This is a genomic window from Paenibacillus sp. VCA1, from assembly GCF_031583795.1.
In the GTDB taxonomy this organism is placed as follows: domain Bacteria; phylum Bacillota; class Bacilli; order Paenibacillales; family Paenibacillaceae; genus Paenibacillus_AQ; species Paenibacillus_AQ albilobatus.
Genome location: NZ_JAVLSX010000011.1, coordinates 1 through 19747, shown reverse-complemented (window position 1 = coordinate 19747; position 19747 = coordinate 1). Strand labels below are relative to the sequence as shown.

Genomic DNA, 19747 nt, shown 5'->3' with positions numbered 1-19747 from the left:
ATTACTGGTTTAGTTTTTCAAAAAATCGAATGTTGGCATCGAAATCCGGCACGCTTTGGTTTGCTTCGGCTTGTTTTACCAGTTGAACGACCATGTCATTATAAGGGGTCAAAATGCCTTTCCCCTCTGCCAGCCGCGGTACGACCCCATTGATATAATCGATTTCCGTCTTGCGTTTTTTCTCCAGGTCCTGCAGCATGCTTGCTTTTAGCAGTCTCGAAGATTTCATGAAGCTCCGGAGCGTTTGAACGCGTTCCGGAAGATCCTCTTCGCTATTCATCTCCAAGGACGCCATATCAAATCCATTCATTGGGGCAAAGGTTACGCCGTTCGCATGGCCGACTTTGATCGTCTCATCCGCGATATGCGCCGCGCTGACAACGCTGGCCTCATGATCCAGCACCCCGCCGAACTCCGTATTCAGCGCAGCCGACAAACCGCTAAACGCGTTGTTGACCAGCAATTTGGACCATTTCGTTCCAACCAGGTTGTCGGAAATGTGCGTTCCCCCTACAAGTTCCAAAATCGCTTTGATCCACTGTATTCTTTCCGTCAGTTCGCCGTTTAATTCCCCGATTTGAAAAGCATAGCTTTTAAAATGGCCGTACTCTGTCGTAAGGCTGGAAACCCCCGGTTCCAAAAACGTAGCGCCAAATTCGACCGACCCGGCGATGACGCGTTCCCGGCCGACAATGGAAGCCACCTTTTCTTCGGGGATGCCGTTTTGCAAGGAAAGCACGACGCTATCATCGCCTAAAAACGGCAGCAAATTCTGCAGGACGGAATCGTTATAAAGCTGCTTGGTCAACAGCAACACCAAATCATAGGTTCCGGACATGTCATCAGGAGTGATGGCTTTCACCTTGGTATGAAAATCCGTCGTACCGGTAATTTTCGCGCCGGACTGATTTAACGCGTCCACATGCGCCTGGTAGACATCGATCAACTCCACGTCTTGTCCACCCGCAGCAATATAAGCTCCGGCAATGGTTCCCAATGAACCCGCTCCTAAAACCGCAATTCGCATTTAAAAATCCCCCTTTTTACTTTTCGGCCAAATAATCGTACACAACCGTTGGAGAAGCCAACGACAGCTCGGTTACGATATGCGAAGCCGACACGACCTCCAGCACAGGCAAATCGGCCATCGGCGCAAGCGCATGTGCGAATAGCTCCAACCTGGCCGGGCCTGACCAAGCGCCAAGGATTTGAATATCCGTAATTTGGCTCCGGACCAATTCGCAGATTCTTGGGTAACCGTCGTATCCCGGCATTTTTTTCAGCATATAATTCGGTTTTACGATTTCTTGAAGCGCCTCCGCATGATCCAGCGGAAAATGCTTATAACCCATGGTGGCTGTAGCGACTCTCAACGTGCCGTAATCCAGAAGCCCAACCAAGGTATCGGAATCGACATATAAGCTAGGTTTGCCCAGCTTTTTAGGATAGGCTGCGATTTCCCTGCCGGATGCGATGGCCGGAAAGCTGTCCACATACATGGCATGAAGATAATCGCCTTCCTCCCCTTCAAAGCTTACCGGTATGACCTGTCCGCACTCCGTGTACGAACCAAGCCCGGTCACATCCGGCATTTTCATGATCTCGAACCGGACAAGCGGATCTATAACCTCCAACGGTTCCGGAACGATTTTTTTCAATTTTTCCAGATCCGTTTTATATAAAATGTTCAAATATTCGCGATGATAAAAACGATACGGGCCTAAAGGAAACGCCCCCGCATCAAGCGGAGTCGTAAACTGCTTCACCACTTCATCCTTTTTCACCTGAATGCACCTTCCTTTTGCATTTATGCTGTCCTGCTGTTCGATCCCTATCCCCATTTTACATCGCGGTTTTACATTTAATCTAATACATAATAAAATATAAATACATTTATAAAAATAAATGAATGAGGTGCAAAAAGATCCATGGAGCTGCTCCAATTAAAATATTTCCGGACGGTCGCCTATACCGAGCATATTTCCAAGGCCGCGGAACAACTGAATATTGCCCAGCCTTCTTTAAGCCTGACCATCAAGCGGCTGGAGGACGAATTAGGCACGAGCCTGTTTCTCCGAAAAGGAAGGAACATCGAGTTAAGCCCCTCCGGAAAAATCCTTTTAAAACATGTGAACAAAATTTTTACCGAGCTTGAAAATGCAAAAACGGAAATACAGTCGCAGGATCATGAACGTGACCGGACCATCAGGATATCGATTTCCAATCCGAGATTTCTCTCGGGATTGATCAGCGAATATATTACCCGGTATCCGGATACGAAAATGCAGCAGGAAGTCGGGGAAAGAAACGAAATCATGACCAGCTTGAAAAAGAGGGCTATCGATTTAGGCATCGCAGGCGGTCTGCCCATCGCGGATGAAGAAATCGAAAGCTGCGTGCTGGTGGATGAAGACATCGTACTGGTTCTGCCCTCCAGCCACAAGCTGGCGGGCCAATCCGAAATATCGTTAAGCGAAGTTGCCGACGAACCGTTTATATCCTTGGCCAACAACGGGGAGTATCGTGGTTTTACGACGAGCCTTTGCGAAAGGGCAGGTTTCACGCCAAGCAACAATTTCGAGGTGGATTCTCATCTTTTGGCGGAAATCATAAAACTCGATCAAGGCGTGGCGCTGCTTCCCATCTCGGCATGCAGGACGCTCGATTTGCATTACGTCAAAATCGCGGACATCGACCCTACCTATACCGTTAGGTTGTCATGGGTCAAAGATCGTTTGTTGTCTCCGGCCGTGGCAGAGTTCCGTGATTTTATCATTTCCTATTTTAAAGAGAACGATGGAACGTATAAGGTGTATTGAAGCGGCGATAGCCGGAAACAGCATAAAAGCCGGCGGCTGCCGGCTTCCACTGTCTAACGTTTTTTATTCAAAATCAACCTGTCTATCCAAAATGAGCTCTTTGATTGGATGCTCCATAAACACGGCGCTTTGCACTAAAGAAAACTCAATATGTTCAAGGGTTTCAGGGAGCGGCGGAGAGATCGCAAATTCCATCTCCGTATGATGGCCTCCTCCACGGCTTCCATGTCTTTGAACGGAATATGGCTGATCGCTAATCACTTCAAGCGTAAGGTTCGGCTTCAAATGAACTTCACTGCGTTTTTCTTCATCCAAAAGCTTGATTTCCACGTGCACGATGCTTACATTTTCATGCTGCATGGCGTGCGTAAGCATATACTCGCAAGAGTCTACAACCGTTTTTTTCATGATCGGTATCACATTCTTTAGCTCACCGAGTTCGTTTGGAAAATGCCGCATGATCTGCGGCTGCAAATGATGGAGGATTAACCGGATTTCTAACTCATCCATTTCGAATGCTTTGGCCCATTCGGCTATGAGCTCATTTGTTGGAAAAAATCTTTTGCCTTTTGTCAGCGATCGGCGAGTCGAAATCAAGCGAATCATTTGCTCATCGATTTCTTTGATCTCCTCATTATATTCAAATCGGATTTCTCTTACTTCACCCCAGCCCATGTGTTCATCTCCTTCACAAAAATGATATTATGTATTCGCAATTTCACCCGTTTTAATGATACGGAGGACGTTCGCGCAAAAGTTCCTTAATTTCTCTCAATTCTTGCAAGATGTCTTTCGTGAGCTTATTGGTTTGAGAATTATCGATCCCAAGCTTTACGACGAATATGCCGAAAAATAAAAACAGAACAAACATCAAAATAAATTGGGAGAATTCCAAGGTATGACCTCCTCTTTTAGGAAACATATATGGTCCCATGATCTTATTTATCCGCCAGAATCGTAAACTCCCAAGGGATATTTTCATTGTTCCATCCGCGATGTTCGTCAAACCTCTTCAAGGTAAAACCTGCTTCAAGAACGGCATTCATAATATCACTTAACGTATACAGCCGGACGGAGACATCGGGAAAATCCGCCTGTTCCTGCTCATCAAAGAATTCCTTGTACGCTACGTCACCGCTTGTTAATTCCGCATCAAAATATTCAATCTCTCCTTGGCTCAACAAACATCTTCTTAACGGATGGAAATCGCTGAGAATCATTTTTCCTCCGTCTTTTAATAACTCATATAGGATGGACATGAACTTGCCGAGATCGCCAAAGTAATGCAGAATCCCTCCCTCCAAATAGAGAAGGTCAAAATATCCCCTGTATTTGTCCAAATCGATGTCATAAATATCCGTGACGATATAATCCATGGAGGTGTTTGCAGCTGCGGCCAATTCCAAGGCATATTTTTGGTTTTCCTCGGAAATATCGAAGACGGTGACCTCTGCTCCCAATAAAGCTATCGGCACCGCTTTTCTCCCATTAGATCCGCAGAGATTAGCCACTTTTTGACCTGCGATGTGCTCGAAATGATGTTTGTGCTTTTTAAGGCTGGCCAGCGGATTTTCCAAGATTTGAATGGCTTTTTCTTCAGGTGATCCGTCTCTTTTATGCCAAAATTCATAGGCTCGATATTCCCACGCTTTTTTGTTTTGCTCGCTTTGTTCGTTCAAGTGGATGGCCCCTCTCAAATGGTGAATGGTTGTTTCTCCCGACGGTTTGCGGACTCGGTCTTATTTTTCAAGAAAGCGTATGTAAGATCGTTGCCATCATCTGGCCCCAATCCCGATCCGTGTTATCAATAATGACCGAACAAAACGGAAGTTCCTTGATAGCGTCCAGCTCCAGCCTTTTTCGGCGAACATAATATGCAATGGTTTCTTCGGCCGCCCACTTCGGTTTCGAACGGATTTTGGACGTATGCTCCAGCGAATCTTTTACGCTGTTTTGGGATAAATAAAATAACATCGGGTTCAGCGGTCTGATGATACGGGCTAACATGCTTAGATAGTCAATGATTTCAGGTTCGCCAACCTCGGGGTATAACCTGTGGATGTCATGAATCTGGTGCTGAAATAAGACGCTCTCGAAAATAATAACGGTGTCTTGTTTCATCGCCGACGCTGCAAATTTTTCAAACCGTCTGCAAAATACTTGCTTAAAGGTATCAAACGGAACAACGGGATGATCGGCATAACAAAATTCTTTTGCGCGCAAGTATTTCAGCAGCGTATCATCCCGGGGATCCGGTTCAAGCGACTGGTACGGCGTGAGTGCGTATGCGTCTTCCATAATGGACTTTTGCTTTAGCCAGCCTGCATGCAGCGGATATTTTGAAAGCATCTGCTCAAACTCATCCATAGACTGATAAGCGTAAAACGGCAAGTCGATCGGATGTTCGCTGCCTTCCACAAAAACGATGGAATCCGTTCCATGTTCCTTAAAATGGGCATGAAGCAGCTGAGAAGTAGTGGTTTTCCCCGATCCGGGAATGCCTTCGAATAGAATCAATTTTGCAGCGGTCAAAATATGTCCTCCTAACGTTTGCAGCGACACTTGGATATCTAAAAGACACAACCCGGCCTTGGATAGGTCCTATCTTGGGGCGGGGTGGTCTGCAGGTTCTCTTCGATTTATGATTAACCATGACTTTAGGATAGATTGTACCAGAAGATCTGATAGTCAAAATAAGGAGACATTCCAATGGATTTTGCTAGTTGAATGGATCCGGTATTCTCTGGGCTACAATCCCAGTAGGGGTGAACTCCGTTTTGCATGCACTCCCATACAAAAGCGCCGGCAACGGCTGCGCCATAATTTCTTCTTCTGTGCCCTTCCAAGGTTTCTATATCGATGGCATGCGTTTGATCGGCAACAAATCCAGAAAAACATATACTTACCATGGTATTATTGTATTCGGCCAAGTACCCGAATCCATGATGCAAGAAGGAATCCATCGAATCCCAAAAATGCAATATCTTTTTTTCTAAAAACGAATGGTTGGTAAGCCGTCTTGAACCCCATAAATCCCTATCGATCCTTCGAACCGTTATTCCATGATCTACAGCTACAATGGGCTTTGAACTCCCCGTTAATCTAAACACATGTTGATGATCGCTTGAAATGCTGTGGCTTTGAAATATTCGCGGTATCGCTTCAACCCCAATATTCATCTCCGCACCAATCTCAACCGAATGAATATTTAACTTCTTTAGTTTGGGTTCGATATGTTGCCTCATGTATCCTTCTAAATCCGCTAGAAAAGATTGGCTCTGCACATTGCCGACAATCTGAAAACCTTTTTGGCCCTGGATCCAAATCAATGCGGCTGTTGGTTCCGTTGAATCATCCACATAAACTCTGCCCGGGTTATTCCCATTAATGATCGCCCTTACTTCGACGTTCCGACACTGATCCGTGATATGCCATATTTTATAGAAGTCCTGTATATTAAGTTCTGATATCATTTTTTACTCTCCTGGTACGAGGTATTACCTCGTATGTTTAGTGTCTAAGAGCCCTACTCGGTCTTTCATCTCGTTTTCAACTAAAAGCTTTCTTTTCAAAATATTCTCCGTCAAAAACTCCGCCACCACATCACGGTTAAACTCATTCAAACCAATGATCTTTGCATGCTTTGAATATTTGATTTTATCGATTTCGGGATGGCTGTCTACAGGAACGGTCCCGAGAACAATATGTTCGTTCGACGAAACAATCTCCTGTACGATATTTTGGAAAGAAGCGGATAACATCTGCATAAACCCAATTTCATCAATGACGATGATTTTCTTGGAAGACAAAGCGTCTTGCAGTACTTTAACCGCAAAATGTTCGAAAGTTTCGATATCGACTCCGTATCTTCCAATTCGCGTTTGGCTGGGGTTTTCTACGTTCGCGATTTCTACGCTTTCTCCATTCACGGACACGCATCTAAATCCTACCCGATCTCCCGCATTTGTTATTTCCTCTGTATAAAATCCGCTGCAATGTTCCGCTCCCACGTCGCCTATAAGCTTTTTGACCATCGTTGATTTGCCCATTCTGGGCTTGCCCGTCAGTAAAAACACATTTTTGGAATGGTTATGTTCCCCGTCTAATCTGGACATCAGCTTAAAGTTCGGTGCATTTAAATCCCATGTTTCATACGGAGTCGAGTGTGTTGAATTCATCGCATCCCGTATGCGCGACTTTAGTTGCGGCCTTGTGATGTATTCGTCCATATTTCCTTCATCCAGGTTCACATATCTTGCTTCCCGAATTTCTTCGGGTTGAATGGTTATTTCGCCGCTGACATACTCCGCATTAAAAACGACGGACAAAACATGAAGCCTTTCATTATAGTAGACCCCGGATATGCCTAAAGGGCGGATATGAACTCCTGTTTCCTCCAGAAACTCCCGACACACCGCTATATCCAACGGCTCGCCGGCTTCCACGAACCCTCCGGGCAATTCCCAGGTGTCTGAACGCAGATGGGTTCGAACCATTAAAATATGTCCTTCCTCATTCTTAACGACTGCTGAAACGGCAATCATATGTTTTGCTTGTTCCATTGTGAAACACCGCCCGTCTCTTCATATTTGAAACCCTTCTTGCAAAAATAAAAAAATCGACCCAGCCTGAGATAACCTTATCTTAAGCTGGGCCATTTGCTGCTCTGAGCATTCTTCGATGATTATATCCTCACAGTTTAACTCACAAATGAATTCTGTCTAATACATATTGTCAGCTGCCTCTTTTGATCTTTCCGCTTGTTCGCATTACGATTTTAATATCTGATCATTCACGAATGCCTTTAAGAAAAAAAGTTCATTTTCATTGGGTTTTCGGTTGTGTTCCCTTTCAAAAACCTCTATTGAACTCTCTAAAGATGCGGATGTTACGGCATTGCTCGTTGAGATGAGCTCTTTCCAATACAGATCCATCTCCTCTATGTCACAAATAGATTCATGGCCCAGCAGGAAGTGAATCGCATCATATTTCCGAATATCCTCGATCATTGGCAATAACAGGGATTGCTTAAAATGATACAAGGAATTTTTCGTTGTGCCATATGCACTATCCCCCAGAAAAAGGACTTTTTCATCCGGAATATATGCGATGGTTGAGTCATCCGTATGCGTGCTTCGAATGGTTTCAAGAACACAAACTTTATTTCCCAAGTCGATATGAAGAGATCCCTCAAAAATGATATCCGGCGAAGTTAACTGGAATTTGTTTCCATCCGGTATTTCGCTCCTGATGGTCTCCACACATAGCGAATCCATCTTCTTGGCATCCGCATATTCCTTGAGGGAACGATCGTCAAACGAAAAGCTGCGCCATTCCTGAATGATTTCATTCGTTCGGGTATTCACGATAATCGCAGCTTCAAATTCGTTCATCCCTAGAAAATGGTCCCAATGCGCATGCGTAATGGCCAAATATTTTATCGGAGGTACGTTTAATTTCCCGATTTCATGCAAGAAGTCCCGTGCGTGCTGAACCGAATTCCCGCCATCGATAACCAGGCTGTATTTGTCTCCGCAAACGAGTCCTAGCGTCGGTCTTTCCTTATCGTTTTGGTTCGGCAAGTAATAGATCGATTCACTTATTTTATTTAGCATGTCAAATTCTCCTCTATATTTTATTTGCAACGGCTAAGAGAAAATCTGCATGCTAATTTGGGGCTCGGGTTCGCATATCGATTTTCTCATTTTATTTTGTTACCAATGGAATCGCCTCCCGTGTATTTAACTATCATTTATTTCTTCATGCGCTTGCCGATAACATTTCATTCGATCGACCCTTCAAGGGCCGAAATTCACGTACTCCACGAGTTATTTGAAGTGAAGCACGAGCATCAATTATTAAAATATTGTACGAGCCCAATGGTAAGCAACAACAAAACTAGACAAATCACTACCGTAGAAAACGAGCTTCTCTGTTGTGTTTTTACTCTAGATTGAATAATTTGAATTAAAAAATTCTTCTCATCATTAGAAAGTGCATTTAAGGGCACAAGATGAGCTGAGTTATTAGACACAAATAAATATACAAATCTTTCCGTTAAAATGTATTTCACAAAATCTCTCCAAAACACCCTTTGAGTTGTTGATTCCGTCTCCATCATGAAATACTCTTCAGATATTCTATAAGTCTTTTCTTCATTAACAATTTTATTTTTAGCACTTTTCTTCGAGCTTGAGATTAAAAGAAAAAGGAAAAATAACATAACCAAGCTGAAAAACCAAGATTGAGGCGGTACTTCTGAAAGTTCACCTACACTTAACCGATACGCAATATTTCCAATCGAGATAAGAAACGTAAGTATAAGCAACCATGCATACCATTGTCGAATTAAATATGTAATTTGAAAAATAAATATATCATTGCTTGATAATTTAGCTTTGATTATTAGTTCTTTTCTAGTCAAAATCATCATTCCTTTTTGAAGTATTGCATAATTTACATTTTATAACATCATCTTCATCATGGAAACGTACGGTTTGGTTTAAATCGTTTTTTCGGGAATTCAGATAACCTCCCATTTTTGATAAACCTGGGGATTAGTTTTCCCTACCTTCCCCTTTGTTCTTATATTCAATAATAATTCTGACAACCCCAAGGACTAAACAAACGATGCCTGCAGCAAGTGCTACATACATGGAAGTATAAGCAAATTGAGGAATTTCCCCATCTCCCACAGGACCGACTTTAGGTTGATCCAATGACCATAATCTGTATGTCGCTAAGGCAATCATAACCAAGGAAATGAATACCGAAATGATCCCTCTTTTCATAAGCCGCCTCCTTTCGCTTACATGATTATGACCTATTCGTTTTTATTCTCTCCGGAGTCTGCATATTGCTCCAACTCTTTTTCGATTTCTTCATCGCTTACATGAAAATCCTTGGAGTCGTCTATTCCATTAAGCTTTTCGATCTTTTGCAGTCTTTCGTTTAATTTTTGAATCTCGCCATACAGATATCCGATGATGCCGGTTAAAATCAGTAAAAAAATCAATCCGCCAATGCCGCCAAATAGGATTGTCAGAACGAAATAAATGAGGACGCTTAGAATGATGCCGATTATAAAATACATTTCATGTGTTCTCCCATCGATTTTTGGTTAAGTCACAATTCTTGTATGCACCCGATCATTTCCCTGACACACGGTTCAATATCCTTATTCGAGCAATCAATCATTTTGTCGCTATGCTTCATGTATAGAGGAAATCTTTCCTCGCTTTAAATATCCCTGTTTCTCCCTGAGTCACTTAGCCTCCGCTATTCATTCTAATTTGTTTGTATCTTTCATCCGTCCATGGAAATTCTTTTAAAGCCACATACTCGATTTCTTTATCCCTAAACAGCTGGATGGATTCAATGGTAAAGCAACCGCCGAAGGCAATAAGATTTTCTTGACCCATCATTTTTTTATCCATTAAAGCGTCCGCTACCGTATTCGATAAAACAACATCGTTTCTGCCGGTCTTAAAAACAATCATCGTAAGCTGATCGGGCCATGATGCAGGCAAACTGCTCAAATATCCTGGAGGGATATAATTTTTTATCTTGTTTTTTGAAACGTCTTTATAGATTTTGTACTTCATAAATCTCCTTTATCTAAATTTTAATCATTTTCACTATATTGTAGTTCTCCACCACGTACCAAATCCCCTATTTTTTTTTGAATCTTTTGACCAGCATATTCTTTTTCCCGCAGAAATCTTTTTCATAAAATATCCAATTCTGCCCGATGTCTAAAAATCCGTCTTTTTGCGCTATAATCGGATTAAAGAGTTTCAAAATTGTCACAATTGTTTAATCTACTTTATAATTATGACTATGCTTTTTTGACCGTAAATGCGGGGTTACGTTCCCTATCACATACAACACCCTTTAAGTAAAGCTGCAAGCAGAAGCTGTATATTCTCGCGATGGAGGCGCAAAATGGAAAGAATACAAATCGATGATGAGTACTCCTATTTGCAGCATGTGTACGCCCATGCTCCTTTTGGCATTGCCATGATTACCCGCAAGGGAATATGGGTCAAAGCGAATCCGGCGCTCACCCGAATCCTTGGGTATTCTGTGGAGGAACTGAAAAAAAAGCGCTTTGACAAGCTGATTTATCCTGACGATCGGCAGCGAAATATCAGTCAACTCAAGACGCTGCTGCAAAATTACCCGGAACAGAACGAAATTGAAATCGAAGGCCGCTATATTCGAAAGGACGGTCAGATCGTATGGGCATCCATCCATATTTCCCTTATGCCCGATAAGGCCGGAACTCCCCAATATTACATCGTGACGGTGAATGACATTTCCCAAAATAAAGCGGCCGAACAAAAGCTGCAGGAAACCGTCGAACGGTATACGTCCTTAAAAAGATATAACCATGATGCAATCATTTCACTCGATCTGAACGGAAATATTCTGAATGCCAACACCCGGGCGGAGCAAATGACGGGCTGCCATGTCAGCGAAATGGCGGGCAAAAGCATTGCCCGGTTTATCGGGGAGCGCAATCTGCAGCGGGTTCTGCGGGAGGCCTTGGATAACCCTGCCATTGAGCAGGAGATCAACACGATCCGGCATAAAGACGGCCATATGGTTGAGGTCATTACGACGCTGGCTCCGATTATTATCAACAACAAAAACGTAGGCTTCTATATCATCGCCAAGGATTTTACCGAGCAAAGACAGCTGATCATGGCAAAAGAGCTGGCCGAAAATACGAACAAAGCCAAAAGCGAATTTCTGGCGATGATGAGCCATGAAATCCGCACACCGATGAACGGAGTCATCGGTATGACGGACCTTTTGGAGACGACGACCGAGCTGGACGATGAACAGAAGGAATATATCGAGATTATCCGCAAAAGCGGTGAAACGCTGCTGGCGATCATCAACGATATTCTCGACTTCTCCAAAGTCGAGGCTGGCATGACGGAGCTTCAGGAGGATGAGCTTGATGTGAAGCTGTGCATTCAGGAAACCTTGGATGTGCTGTCGGCCAAAGCCAGCGCCAAGCAGCTGGAAATGTCCTTTTCGGTGGACGAAGACATTCCTGAATTGCTTTATGGCGATTCCAAACGGCTGAAGCAGGTGCTGATGAATCTGGTGGGCAACGCGGTCAAGTTCACCCTTCACGGCGGAATTACGGTCAGCGCAAGAAAGCTGTACGAGGAAGGAGACCTTGTTGACCTGGAGTTCAAGGTTTCCGATACAGGGATCGGTATACCGGACAACAAGCTGGAAGCGATCTTTGAGCCGTTTTCCCAGGTGGACAACTTTATGACCCGCAACTATGAAGGAACAGGCCTGGGGCTGGCCATCAGCAAAAAGCTGGTAAACGTGATGGGCGGGAGCATTTGGGTGGAGAAAAAAGAAGGGCCGGGTACGACATTTGTCTTTACGGTTCTGCTAAGGAAATATGATCAGCCCCGCAATCCGAAAGACTGCAAAGACCAACATCAATCGGATGCCGACCCGCTGAACATTTTGATTGCGGAAGATAATGAGATTAACCAGATCGTTCTGCGGAAAATGTTGGAGAAGCAGGGACATACGGTCACCGTCGTCACGAACGGTCATGACGTGCTTCGGACGGTAGAGCAGTCGTCCTACGACGTGGTGTTTATGGATGTTCAAATGCCGGGGTTAAACGGCCTGGAAGCCACCCGGAAGCTGAGGGCCTGCTTGCCAAAGGACAAATGCCCAATGATCGTGGCCGTCACCGCCAATGCTCTGAAGGAAGACCGGGATATCTGCCTTACAGCGGGGATGGACGATTATATCAGTAAACCCGTCAAAAGCCAGCCCGTGCTTGCCGTACTGGAACGTGTCATACGGGAGCGGGAATTGAAGACCCGATAAAGGAAGCTTTGTCAAAAGCAATTCGAGCGCAGGTGAAGTGAATGGAGAAAAGCGGCAACAAAAAGATCGGTCGGGGATGAAAGCTCTATGACCGGTCTTTTGCTGCGCTTGGTGTTTGAAGTGCGCCTTCCTTGAGATGACTAGACTAATCCCTTCAATTCCCTAATATCGTTAATCGATGCGTAAGGATGTACGCCCATTCTGTTCATCTTTTCAAGATCTCCTTGATATGAAATGAACCTCATTCCAGCGGCTGATGAGGCTTTCCCGTCGATCCATGAGTCTCCCACAGAAATCCATTCTTCTGCAAAAATATCGCTGCACCGATCCAAAATATATTCAAACCCATCCGGGGATGGTTTTAGTGACTTCATTTGTTCTCTCCCAACCACAAAATCAAAAAAGTCCAATATATCATGATCTTTGAGCGCTATTTCTGCGGCTAAAACCGAGTTATTCGTAACAACAGCCATTTGGTATCCACCCTTCAGTTCTTCGAGGATTTCAACAACTCCGGCCTCCAATTCAGCGTCCTTCATTCCATCCATTTCAAATCTTTTCGGTATCTCCCACATTTCGGATTGCAGCTTCTCTGTCATCAAATGGGTTTTCATCGCTTCTTCAATGATGGTGGAAGTGGTATGGTTTGTTATATCCAGTTCTTGGGAGACAATTCCACGGGAAACCAGAAAGTGAAACGTCTCATTTTTCATGGCCTTAAAGTCGATTCTTGATTTCAACAATGTGTTATCCATGTCAAAAATGATGCCTTTAATCTTATTCATTTCTGATTCCTCTCTTATACAGTGGTTTTGCCGGCGGTGCCTTCATTAAGCTGCTTGAGAAAATTCTTTAATTGCTTGGGTGATGCAAATATATGAATATTTTTCTTGTCTTGTAACACGTTCAACTTTTTCAGAATGTCCGGCCTTTGATCCCGTCGATAATGCAAAATCCATTTAAAAAATTGAAAATCGATTCTTTCCGTACATCCTTCTCCCATATCCGGGCGTGTCTTTCCATAATATTGCATGCTTCTTTTAATTCCACGGAATAGGCTTAAGTAAGTAGGATAATCAAGGTAAATAATCGTGTCCGATGCCTGCAATCGCACATCCATGGATCTTCCATAATTCCCATCGATAATCCATTCATTTCTTGCTACTAATTCCTCCATAAGCTGATCCCACTCTTTTTTCGGAGTAGGATTCCATCCTGTTTTCCAATGAAGAGCATCAAGATGGTACACTGGGAGTCCTAATATTTTTCCTAATTCGCTTGCCAGCGTCGACTTGCCTGAACCGCCCGAACCGATAATCGTTATTTTCTTCATGTATTGCACCTTTAATTTTTTTACACCAATATACCACAATCCGGGTGACAGCCCATCCCAACCAGCTTCATTTCACTGGGATTCGTAATCCCTAAAATCACATCGCCAATCCGTCACAAACGCCGGATAATATCCTACCCGGTAAGCCACCCTTTGAGAGGCAATATTACTTGAAATCACATCATAGGTCGGGACACAACCACGATTTAATATTTCAAAGGTTAAGCGGTTTACAAGATACGTTGCCAACCCCAAATGACGATATTCAGGAAGCACATCGATCCCCATCTGCCACATCTTTGCGCTCACATTGCTCGCCCCTGCCAGTCCGACAACTTTATCATTTTGCTTGGCTAGCACGACCAATACCGTTTGATAGGGATGATTCATGTCAGAAATGATAGCATTTTCAAAACCTTCAAGCCCCAATAGCTTGTATACCTCATCCTTCTCAACCACTTCATACGAAAAACCATCCGGGGGTGTCATTGGCTTTATTTTCTCCAAATCAGGGAGGAAGTGAAGGTAGAGTCCTTTAATAAACGGCAAGGAGAATATCGTGTCCCGATCTTTGCCTTGCATATGCGTTTTAGCGATAGCCAATCGTTCCGGTGTAGCCGTGACGACGATTGATTTGCCCATGGACAAAATTTCAAAATAACGCTCTTTTCTTGGATACGGCCTGCGTCCGGGATTTTCCTTTGCGTCTACAAAAACAATGCTGTCTTTTTCTCCGTTCAAGTCGTCGATGGTACAATTGAGGTCGATGGCAAGCTGCGATTGTACGATGTGTATCATTTCTTTTGAAGTCAGCATGGGATGTGTCCTTTCTTAGATACGGAATTAAGAGCCATAAGTCACTGCATTGATCTTCTAGTCATTCTAGCAAATCTGGGACCTGCCTGAAATCCTGCTTTTATATAAAGCATTTCCGCATAATTCCCTACAGTAACGCATAATTTCACAACCTCTGTATAGGGGTTCGCCGTTTCTTTGATGTAGTTTAGCATGAAGTCTGCAATTCCCTTGTTTCTATATTGAGGGGCGACACATATTTCACCGATTTCGGCAAATGCTAACGGCATTTTTTCACTGATACCGGCTATGCAAAGTCCCGCGATTTCTTGGTTCTGTTCATTTACGATATAAATCGAAAGATTCCTATGCTTGTAAACTTGTAAAAGATACGATACATCCTCCATAATCTTTTCATCAGTAGGAACACCAAAAATCTCGAAGTCAATTGCTCCATGATATCCTTCCTTCATGACCTCTTTGATTTTGGTTAGGTCCAAAGAATCGTCCAACACATAAAGAGACAATCCATTAGGAAGAACTGGCTTCTTACTTGCGCCCGCAGGACAGCACATGACTTGTCGAATGACATTTACTTTAAAACCTAAGGACAACAGTATATTTACATCATCTTGCAGAACTCCGTTAATATGTTTTATATCTGGGAAGCATTGTAATAAGATTCTCCACATATGTTGTCGATCCGAAAAAGGAGGTATGATAAAAGGATACATGACCGTGTCATTAATCTTTACCACCCCACCAATCCGATCATCGCCGCACATGATCCAAAAACATTGCTCCGTAAACTTCGTATCATCCAAACGAGCATTCCAGTCATACCACATCTCAAGGTCAGCGTTAGAATATATCACTTGATGAACCGCAAATGAATTTTTTTCCGCCTGTTCTAATCTATATGGTTTCATTTGTTGTACCTCACAGATTCAAATTGTTATCTTGAATAGGCTTCAGCTAATATTTCCGCAACATGACACAAGCCGGCCTTAGATAGCTCCTCAAAACAATCATTCACTTACCAACCATGTCTTTGCATCTTCAGGGTCGGAATAAAATGAAATTTTATAATTCATTCCCGCTTTTTTAATTTTTCTTTTTAATCTCCATTGGTTCATTCCAGATAACCCGACAAACGATAATCTTTCAATATAGCCATCCAGATTGTTCAGATTATTGATTAACTCTTGAAGAACATTACCGGTTATCGATGTTTTATACATATCAACCCATATTTTCAGCTTCTTATTGGTGTTCATGATGAATTCTTCTTCTTGTCTCATCAATTCAAAAAGCTTTTCTTCATCTTTATATTTGTTCCCATACTTTAGGCAATGGATTTCGCCGCCCTTATAATAATAAGGAAATATCGAACCGCCTGGAGATTTCATTTTTTCTCACTCCTTAGTTCGGGATTCTGACCACCAATAGTTCCATGAAATCTTCCTCTCGTATTCTTTATTTCAATTTATTCTTTAAACTTTCATCAGACAATATGATTTGAATTGAAAGGTCATTTATGGATTGGATTTGTACAAAATCATCATTTTCCTTATCTTTATTGATCCCAGTTACATGGATTTTTCCAGGGTAATTTGAATCACTTGGGTCATATATAAATGAAACTTCATAATTACGATATCCTTTTCGATATACATATAAGTACATATTTTCTTTAGTATTGTCAGAATAAGAATAGGTAAAATATTGTCCTTCTTCTCCGGTTTCTCTCGCGTTCGCTAACCATTTATTAATCTCACTTGAATGTTCCTCTTCTACAGTATTCAACTTATAATTGATAATAGTGTTCATCGTGCTTTCCTCATAAACATCCCAATCTGACATCTCACGTACTGGCGCACCTTGATCTCCAAAATCCGGTCTAAAGCATGCAATTCCAAATAATCCTGTTGGTTTCAAGGATCGGTAAATCATTTTTACATATTGTATTCTTCGACAGAATCGATCTGCAAATATGTTGTTATCCGCTGTATATGTAATCTCTTTGTTCATGCATAGAACCCTTAACACACTATTCTGCATGAAAAAGAAATAGACCTCCCTCGCTAAGATAACGGTCTATTCTATCGACCTAATTAATGTGGCCGACTGCCTTATTCATGCGCCGAAAGCGACTGGGCAGTAAAATGGTAAAATGCCATGGCGTCTTCCCCGGTGGCAAAACCGGCCTGTGCCATCTTGTCGCTGCCCCCACCTTTACCGCGATAATCAGCCAGATGCTGCTTAAAAAATGCACCGCAGGCGAATTCGCTCTTTCCTCCTTGGGCAAGGAGTACCTTACTTTCTCCTTCGGACACAAAGAGCACGGTCACATCGGCTTGGTCGGTGAGCTTAGACGCCAGGTTTTGCAAATCCTTCAGCGGCTTGTCCGCAAAGACATGCTTGATCAGGCTGCCCTGACGGTCTGCCAACAGCTTTTCGGCCAAGTACGTGTCATTTTCGGCCTTCACGGCGTTCAGTTCAGCTTGGAGCTGCTTCTGCTCCTGATCCCATTTTGCAATCCGGTCCAATATCTCTTCCTTTCCGGTATTAAAACGGGCCGACAAACTGCCGAGAATCTCCATGCCGGCATTAAACTCTTTGAGCGCACGATAGCCGCATTTAAAATAAAGGCGCATATGTCCCTTCTGCTTCTCTACTCTCAGCAGTTTGATCATTCCGATTTCACCCGTTGCAGAGACATGCGTGCCGCCGCAGGCGTTGTATTCGATCCCTTCGATTTCAACGATCCGGATATTTTCGGTTACCTTCGGCTGCTTTACCAACGGCAGGACGGCAGCTTGCTCCCGGTTCACAAAATAATTCGTTACCTTCCGGTTGAGATAAATCTGATCATTCACTTCCAATTCCAGCATCATCAGCTCGTCCTGAGGCAGATCGGTACGGGCCACATCAATGGTGGCGTAATCCTGTCCCAAGTGGAAACTGAGCGTTTCCGCCTTGCATGCCTCCAAACACATGGCCGACAGCAAATGCTGGCCGCTGTGATGCTGCATATGGTCGAACCTTCTCTCCCAATCCAATCGGCAGCCAACCACATCTTTTTCAGGAAAACGCTCGACCTTATGCAAAATTTCTCCTTCCTCCTGAACGACATCAAGCACCGGAATGGCATCGATCCACCCCAAGTCACAAGGCTGCCCCCCGCCGTGCGGATAAAAGGCCGTCTCCTCCAGCACCAAATATATTCCGTCCTCCCGCTCCAATTTGCTCGTGATTCGTGTCTCCCAATCCCGGATATAAGCGGATTCGTAATAAAGCTTTTTCGTCATTTTTCGTATCCTCACTGTTTCAGGTTAAATTTACTTTAGTTTCAGCTTACTACAAAAACACCCTACAACGCCAAGTTCCCTGAAGAAGAAAAAAGACCGCCTGCCAGCGATCCGAACAGCATGGTTTTTATGATAGGTCTTTACGACGTGACGACGCGCTCCAGCGTACCGATGATTGAACGAATGCTGTATTTTCTTGGTGCATCTAACGGTGTCCCATTACGGCTTATGGACTGTTAGTATTACTACACCTCGCGATGATTCTTTGTAATTTTGTTGCTGCCATCTCCGATAAGTTACATAAAAATCCGCACATCTCGAATAAGAAATTATTTCATTCTGCTTTGAGGTGGTCTTCTCATAAACCGTTCTGGATCTTTTCCGAAACCATATTGTTCATACAATCCATGTGCATCTGCTGTCCCTAATAGTCCAGTCATCCATTCGTATCGTTCAGAATGTACAATGGTTTCAATAAGCTTTTTGCCTATGCCTTGACCACGATATTCCTCCAAAACAAATACATCGCAAATATAATAAAATGTTGCTTCATCTGTGATGACTCTAGCAAATCCAATTTGATCATCTTCGCAATAAACACCATAGCAATGAGAAGTTTCAATTGATTTTAAAATACGCTCTGGAGCTCTGTTTTTTGCCCAGTAGCTTTTACTTAAAAAATCTAAAACAATTTCCCGATTGATCTTGAAACGATCATCTGAGATCAGGTAATTTTTAAATGAAACCTCCATATGAGTACCTCCATTAATATTGCTTTCACAGATTTTATATAAACGATTCCGTATTCACGAATTTGAGAGGAGTAAGGCTCCAATAGGAGTTACTTACAAATAAAGGTTTGATACCTCTTCCCATTTTCAATTCGTATTTTTACTTCGCCCTTAGATACGTCTTCTATAACCTTATCCCAGAACTTCTGTGCCGGTACGTTCTTTAATAGCTGATTTAGCTCCCACTCTCCCTTGGACTTCCGGAATATTTGTTCAGCAGCTCTTTTTCCGATTCCCATTCCCCGAAATTTACGCAGGACAAAAAAGTGAGCTAAATAGTTGTATTTTCTACCCTCATCAATTTCCTTGGTCAAAATAAAACCTGCTATCTCACCATTCGCTTTTATAATATATGGATGGCTCTGCCCCTCAATCCAATATGATTCAAAATCCGGCATGATTTTATATAAACCGTTCAAGGGGATCGGTTGGTTTGTAAATTCCGTGAAATCATAGATGTACAGCTGTAATAAATTCTCCAATAGTTCTCTGTCGCTTTGAGAAGCTTTTGAAACAACCACTTCCATCGTTGTCACCCCTCATTAATGAAAATTGCTTATATCTTTCTTCAAATAATAATGCATAGAAAGTCTGGTTTGATCAAAAACAAGGGAGGGAAATATAGATAATCTCGTTGAATCTGGAGAGTTATATGATTATGAAATTATAATCAATAATTAAAAAGTTGAGTCATAAAGATACTAAACAACTTGAAAGACCATATAAACCATCCTATTGGGGGGAGTAATTATAATTACAATTTTCAAGTATAAATATTTTCATAAAAAAATAATAATAATTTATTAATATATGCCTATATAAATC

At 42.8% G+C, this 19747-nt stretch carries 23 protein-coding genes; 2 read left to right on the top strand and 21 right to left on the bottom strand.

Features of this window, described 5'->3' with window-relative positions; translation table 11 throughout:
• Position 1: 1 nt before the first annotated feature.
• Both RJP21_RS22995 and RJP21_RS22990 read right to left on the bottom strand, forming a co-directional pair.
• A complete protein-coding gene (locus RJP21_RS22995) occupies positions 2 to 1027 on the bottom strand; it encodes a ketopantoate reductase family protein (RefSeq protein ID WP_310861384.1) in 1026 nt (341 codons plus the stop codon).
• 16 nt (positions 1028 to 1043) lie between these two features.
• Positions 1044 to 1790 (bottom strand): acetoacetate decarboxylase, encoded by a 747-nt coding sequence (locus RJP21_RS22990; RefSeq protein WP_397386269.1) that lies wholly within the window; start codon positions 1788 to 1790, stop codon positions 1044 to 1046.
• A 138-nt stretch (positions 1791 to 1928) separates the two neighbouring features.
• On the opposite strand from RJP21_RS22990, the gene RJP21_RS22985 reads away from it, so the two are divergent.
• Positions 1929 to 2819, top strand: coding sequence for a LysR family transcriptional regulator (locus RJP21_RS22985; RefSeq protein ID WP_310861382.1), 891 nt, complete (start codon positions 1929 to 1931; stop codon positions 2817 to 2819).
• Between the two features lie 63 nt (positions 2820 to 2882).
• Here RJP21_RS22985 and RJP21_RS22980 read toward each other — a convergent pair whose 3' ends face one another.
• The 10 genes from RJP21_RS22980 to RJP21_RS22930 form a co-directional block, all read right to left on the bottom strand.
• The gene (locus tag RJP21_RS22980; RefSeq protein WP_310861381.1) at positions 2883 to 3494 is read right to left on the bottom strand and encodes a hypothetical protein; all 612 of its coding nucleotides are present in this window, start codon (positions 3492 to 3494) and stop codon (positions 2883 to 2885) included.
• A gap of 263 nt (positions 3495 to 3757) precedes the next feature.
• On the bottom strand, positions 3758 to 4498 hold the full coding sequence (locus RJP21_RS22975) for a class I SAM-dependent methyltransferase (RefSeq protein ID WP_310861380.1): 741 nt from the start codon (positions 4496 to 4498) through the stop codon (positions 3758 to 3760).
• 67 nt (positions 4499 to 4565) lie between these two features.
• Positions 4566 to 5351, bottom strand: coding sequence for a P-loop NTPase family protein (locus RJP21_RS22970; RefSeq protein WP_310861379.1), 786 nt, complete (start codon positions 5349 to 5351; stop codon positions 4566 to 4568).
• A gap of 125 nt (positions 5352 to 5476) precedes the next feature.
• Entirely contained in the window at positions 5477 to 6292 is an 816-nt protein-coding gene (locus RJP21_RS22965) for a GNAT family N-acetyltransferase (protein ID WP_310861378.1), read from the bottom strand.
• 24 nt (positions 6293 to 6316) lie between these two features.
• The gene (locus tag RJP21_RS31335) at positions 6317 to 7381 is read right to left on the bottom strand and encodes a nucleoside-triphosphatase (protein WP_397386264.1); all 1065 of its coding nucleotides are present in this window, start codon (positions 7379 to 7381) and stop codon (positions 6317 to 6319) included.
• Positions 7382 to 7588: 207 nt separating this feature from the next.
• Positions 7589 to 8434 (bottom strand): MBL fold metallo-hydrolase, encoded by an 846-nt coding sequence (locus RJP21_RS22950; protein ID WP_310861377.1) that lies wholly within the window; start codon positions 8432 to 8434, stop codon positions 7589 to 7591.
• Positions 8435 to 8670: 236 nt separating this feature from the next.
• Positions 8671 to 9243 carry a YcxB family protein gene (locus tag RJP21_RS22945; RefSeq protein WP_310861376.1) on the bottom strand — a complete coding sequence of 191 codons (573 nt, stop codon included), beginning with the start codon at positions 9241 to 9243 and terminating at the stop codon, positions 8671 to 8673.
• A gap of 133 nt (positions 9244 to 9376) precedes the next feature.
• Entirely contained in the window at positions 9377 to 9610 is a 234-nt protein-coding gene (locus RJP21_RS22940) for a hypothetical protein (RefSeq protein ID WP_310861375.1), read from the bottom strand.
• A 32-nt stretch (positions 9611 to 9642) separates the two neighbouring features.
• On the bottom strand, positions 9643 to 9912 hold the full coding sequence (locus RJP21_RS22935; protein ID WP_310861374.1) for a hypothetical protein: 270 nt from the start codon (positions 9910 to 9912) through the stop codon (positions 9643 to 9645).
• Between the two features lie 175 nt (positions 9913 to 10087).
• Positions 10088 to 10423 carry a hypothetical protein gene (locus RJP21_RS22930; protein WP_310861373.1) on the bottom strand — a complete coding sequence of 112 codons (336 nt, stop codon included), beginning with the start codon at positions 10421 to 10423 and terminating at the stop codon, positions 10088 to 10090.
• A gap of 340 nt (positions 10424 to 10763) precedes the next feature.
• Here RJP21_RS22930 and RJP21_RS22925 point away from each other — a divergent pair, with 340 nt between their 5' ends.
• Complete coding sequence (locus tag RJP21_RS22925; RefSeq protein ID WP_310861372.1) at positions 10764 to 12692, top strand: PAS domain S-box protein; 1929 nt, start codon at positions 10764 to 10766, stop codon at positions 12690 to 12692.
• A gap of 140 nt (positions 12693 to 12832) precedes the next feature.
• On the opposite strand, the gene RJP21_RS22920 is transcribed toward RJP21_RS22925, so the two are convergent.
• The 9 genes from RJP21_RS22920 to RJP21_RS22880 form a co-directional block, all read right to left on the bottom strand.
• Positions 12833 to 13477, bottom strand: a complete 645-nt coding sequence (locus RJP21_RS22920; protein WP_310861371.1) for an HAD family hydrolase — start codon at positions 13475 to 13477, stop codon at positions 12833 to 12835.
• Between the two features lie 14 nt (positions 13478 to 13491).
• A complete protein-coding gene (locus tag RJP21_RS22915; RefSeq protein ID WP_310861370.1) occupies positions 13492 to 14025 on the bottom strand; it encodes a DNA topology modulation protein in 534 nt (177 codons plus the stop codon).
• Between the two features lie 72 nt (positions 14026 to 14097).
• The gene (locus RJP21_RS22910) at positions 14098 to 14841 is read right to left on the bottom strand and encodes a GNAT family N-acetyltransferase (RefSeq protein WP_310861369.1); all 744 of its coding nucleotides are present in this window, start codon (positions 14839 to 14841) and stop codon (positions 14098 to 14100) included.
• A 41-nt stretch (positions 14842 to 14882) separates the two neighbouring features.
• Positions 14883 to 15749 carry a GNAT family N-acetyltransferase gene (locus RJP21_RS22905; RefSeq protein ID WP_310861368.1) on the bottom strand — a complete coding sequence of 289 codons (867 nt, stop codon included), beginning with the start codon at positions 15747 to 15749 and terminating at the stop codon, positions 14883 to 14885.
• A 99-nt stretch (positions 15750 to 15848) separates the two neighbouring features.
• Complete coding sequence (locus tag RJP21_RS22900; RefSeq protein ID WP_310861367.1) at positions 15849 to 16229, bottom strand: hypothetical protein; 381 nt, start codon at positions 16227 to 16229, stop codon at positions 15849 to 15851.
• A gap of 67 nt (positions 16230 to 16296) precedes the next feature.
• Positions 16297 to 16851, bottom strand: a complete 555-nt coding sequence (locus tag RJP21_RS22895; protein ID WP_310861366.1) for a hypothetical protein — start codon at positions 16849 to 16851, stop codon at positions 16297 to 16299.
• A gap of 101 nt (positions 16852 to 16952) precedes the next feature.
• Positions 16953 to 18131, bottom strand: a complete 1179-nt coding sequence (locus RJP21_RS22890; protein ID WP_310861365.1) for an alanyl-tRNA editing protein — start codon at positions 18129 to 18131, stop codon at positions 16953 to 16955.
• A gap of 329 nt (positions 18132 to 18460) precedes the next feature.
• A complete protein-coding gene (locus RJP21_RS22885) occupies positions 18461 to 18883 on the bottom strand; it encodes a GNAT family N-acetyltransferase (protein ID WP_310861364.1) in 423 nt (140 codons plus the stop codon).
• Between the two features lie 89 nt (positions 18884 to 18972).
• Complete coding sequence (locus RJP21_RS22880) at positions 18973 to 19449, bottom strand: GNAT family N-acetyltransferase (protein ID WP_310861363.1); 477 nt, start codon at positions 19447 to 19449, stop codon at positions 18973 to 18975.
• Positions 19450 to 19747 lie beyond the last annotated feature (298 nt).

Excerpts from the sequence above, each read along its gene's own strand:
- RJP21_RS22995 (WP_310861384.1), bottom strand. The coding sequence starts at position 1,027 with ATGCGAATTGCGGTTTTAGGAGCGGGTTCATTGGGAACCATTGCCGGA.
- RJP21_RS22985 (WP_310861382.1), top strand. The coding sequence starts at position 1,929 with ATGGAGCTGCTCCAATTAAAATATTTCCGGACGGTCGCCTATACCGAG.
- RJP21_RS22980 (WP_310861381.1), bottom strand. The coding sequence starts at position 3,494 with ATGGGCTGGGGTGAAGTAAGAGAAATCCGATTTGAATATAATGAGGAG.
- RJP21_RS22965 (WP_310861378.1), bottom strand. The coding sequence starts at position 6,292 with ATGATATCAGAACTTAATATACAGGACTTCTATAAAATATGGCATATC.
- RJP21_RS31335 (WP_397386264.1), bottom strand. The coding sequence starts at position 7,381 with ATGGAACAAGCAAAACATATGATTGCCGTTTCAGCAGTCGTTAAGAAT.
- RJP21_RS22950 (WP_310861377.1), bottom strand. The coding sequence starts at position 8,434 with ATGCTAAATAAAATAAGTGAATCGATCTATTACTTGCCGAACCAAAAC.
- RJP21_RS22940 (WP_310861375.1), bottom strand. The coding sequence starts at position 9,610 with ATGAAAAGAGGGATCATTTCGGTATTCATTTCCTTGGTTATGATTGCC.
- RJP21_RS22935 (WP_310861374.1), bottom strand. The coding sequence starts at position 9,912 with ATGTATTTTATAATCGGCATCATTCTAAGCGTCCTCATTTATTTCGTT.
- RJP21_RS22930 (WP_310861373.1), bottom strand. The coding sequence starts at position 10,423 with ATGAAGTACAAAATCTATAAAGACGTTTCAAAAAACAAGATAAAAAAT.
- RJP21_RS22925 (WP_310861372.1), top strand. The coding sequence starts at position 10,764 with ATGGAAAGAATACAAATCGATGATGAGTACTCCTATTTGCAGCATGTG.
- RJP21_RS22920 (WP_310861371.1), bottom strand. The coding sequence starts at position 13,477 with ATGAATAAGATTAAAGGCATCATTTTTGACATGGATAACACATTGTTG.
- RJP21_RS22915 (WP_310861370.1), bottom strand. The coding sequence starts at position 14,025 with ATGAAGAAAATAACGATTATCGGTTCGGGCGGTTCAGGCAAGTCGACG.
- RJP21_RS22910 (WP_310861369.1), bottom strand. The coding sequence starts at position 14,841 with ATGCTGACTTCAAAAGAAATGATACACATCGTACAATCGCAGCTTGCC.
- RJP21_RS22905 (WP_310861368.1), bottom strand. The coding sequence starts at position 15,749 with ATGAAACCATATAGATTAGAACAGGCGGAAAAAAATTCATTTGCGGTT.
- RJP21_RS22900 (WP_310861367.1), bottom strand. The coding sequence starts at position 16,229 with ATGAAATCTCCAGGCGGTTCGATATTTCCTTATTATTATAAGGGCGGC.
- RJP21_RS22895 (WP_310861366.1), bottom strand. The coding sequence starts at position 16,851 with ATGAACAAAGAGATTACATATACAGCGGATAACAACATATTTGCAGAT.
- RJP21_RS22890 (WP_310861365.1), bottom strand. The coding sequence starts at position 18,131 with ATGACGAAAAAGCTTTATTACGAATCCGCTTATATCCGGGATTGGGAG.
- RJP21_RS22885 (WP_310861364.1), bottom strand. The coding sequence starts at position 18,883 with ATGGAGGTTTCATTTAAAAATTACCTGATCTCAGATGATCGTTTCAAG.
- RJP21_RS22880 (WP_310861363.1), bottom strand. The coding sequence starts at position 19,449 with ATGGAAGTGGTTGTTTCAAAAGCTTCTCAAAGCGACAGAGAACTATTG.